Genomic DNA, 1729 nt, shown 5'->3' with positions numbered 1-1729 from the left:
TTTCCGCCAAGGGAAAATAGCGCCGCTAGAGCCTGCGCCTGTCCTGGACGAGGACGTGATTGAGCGCAGCGAGCATATCGTGGGCATGATGGGGCACGAGCCTATTGCAGCCGCCATCGAAGACGGCGCGGAAGTCGTGCTTGCCGGGCGCGCCTCGGACACGTCGTTGTTTGCGGCCGTACCGCTGATGTATGGCGCCGGCGCGGGACCTGCATGGCATGCCGCCAAGATCCTCGAGTGCGGCACGGCCTCGACCGTGCAGCGCAAGCGCCCCGACAGTATCTTCGCATGGGTGCGGGACGATCATTTCGACATCGAGCCGATGGACATGGAAGCGCGCTGCACGCCGCAAAGCATCGCCTCCCACACCTTCTACGAGAATTCCGACCCCTACCTCATCACTGAACCCGGAGGAACGATCGACACTCGAGAGGCTCGATATGGGCCGCTGAGCGAGCGCACCGTTCGGGTCCACGGCTCGAAATTCATTCCCGCCGATCACGTGACCATCAAGCTGGAGGGCGCCGAACTCGCAGGCTATCAGGCGGCGATCATCGCCAGCGTCCGAGAGCCCTTCATCATCAGACAGCTCGATGACTGGCTCGCCTCGATGCTGGACAAGTTCGCCGCGCGGGTCCAGGAGATGTTCAACGGAGCCGTGGGCCCAGACGACTACCGGATTCACGTGCGGGTCTATGGCCGTGACGGCGTCATGGGCAAGCTAGAGCCGCGAGCGCACGAGGTGGGTCATGAGGCGGGCCTGCTCTTCACCGTCACCACGATGCAGTCCTCGGTGACGGCCGCCATCGCCAAGACATTTGCGCACTTCGCGCTGCACTATCCCATTCCGGAATGGCGCGGCCTGATCAGCGGGCTTGCCTTTCCGATGAGTCCCCCCGAGACGGAACGCGGTCCCGTTTATCGCTTCAACATGAACCACATCGTGATACCTGAAAATCCGATGGAGATGTTCCGCACAGAATATGTGGAGGTTTGAGCATGGCTCAGCTGGGCGTACTTGCGCGTCTCATCCGGTCGAAAAATGCCGGGCCGTTCATGCTCACCTTCGATGTCATGTTCGAGGACGAGCAAACCTATCGGCGGGTGGTCGAAGCCAAGGTCTTGACCAAGTCGAGCTTCGCCGCGGTCTACAAGGTGCCTGAAGAGGACATCCTCTTCTTCGAGCACGACATTGCGAACGCCATCAAGATCTCCATCCCGCGTCCCTATACCCAATGCGATCTCGATGATGGCGATGCCTATGGCGGTCAGCAGCATGCGCCATTGGTGGAACTGAAGATTCCCGATTAGTCCGCGCGGGGCGGCATGCTGCGAGCGAGAGTGAACTCTGTTGCATTATGCTGGCGGATCGGCGCAACGGTGAGGCTGCCTGTCGCTCTCTGGGCAAGATCTTGAAGATCGTGGGCGGCTGGACGCCGATGATGATTACCACCGCCGGCCGGGCGATCGATGAGATCATGCGGGCGTCCGGCCGGAGTGCTTTCCTTATCGTCGGTTCCTTCTGGCGATTTCAATCGGAGCTACCGGCGGCGCCTTGTTTGCCTCCTTTCAGCTGCCGCTGGCCTGGATGCTCGGATCAATCGCGACTACGCTGGCGGCTCTCCTCGGCGCCCCGATCGCCGCGCCCGGCCTTAAACGCTAGGTCTCGACGATCCTCGGCCTTATCGCCTTTCTCGCGGTCGCTGGCGTTATGTGCGTCGCCTATCTA

General features: G+C 61.5%; 2 protein-coding genes. Both read left to right on the top strand.

The window, feature by feature from the left end; all coding sequences use genetic code 11:
- On the top strand, window positions 1-997 hold a 997-nt coding region (locus tag ACESMD_RS13530), incomplete at its 5' end, for an acyclic terpene utilization AtuA family protein (RefSeq protein ID WP_372614011.1).
- Window positions 998-999: 2 nt separating this feature from the next.
- Window positions 1000-1311, top strand: a complete 312-nt coding sequence (locus ACESMD_RS13525) for a DUF4387 domain-containing protein (RefSeq protein WP_372614009.1) — start codon at window positions 1000-1002, stop codon at window positions 1309-1311.
- Window positions 1312-1729 lie beyond the last annotated feature (418 nt).

This window comes from Halomonas sp. (assembly GCF_041689495.1).
Taxonomy (GTDB): domain Bacteria; phylum Pseudomonadota; class Gammaproteobacteria; order Pseudomonadales; family Halomonadaceae; genus Halomonas.
This window is presented reverse-complemented; position numbering and strand designations above follow the sequence as displayed.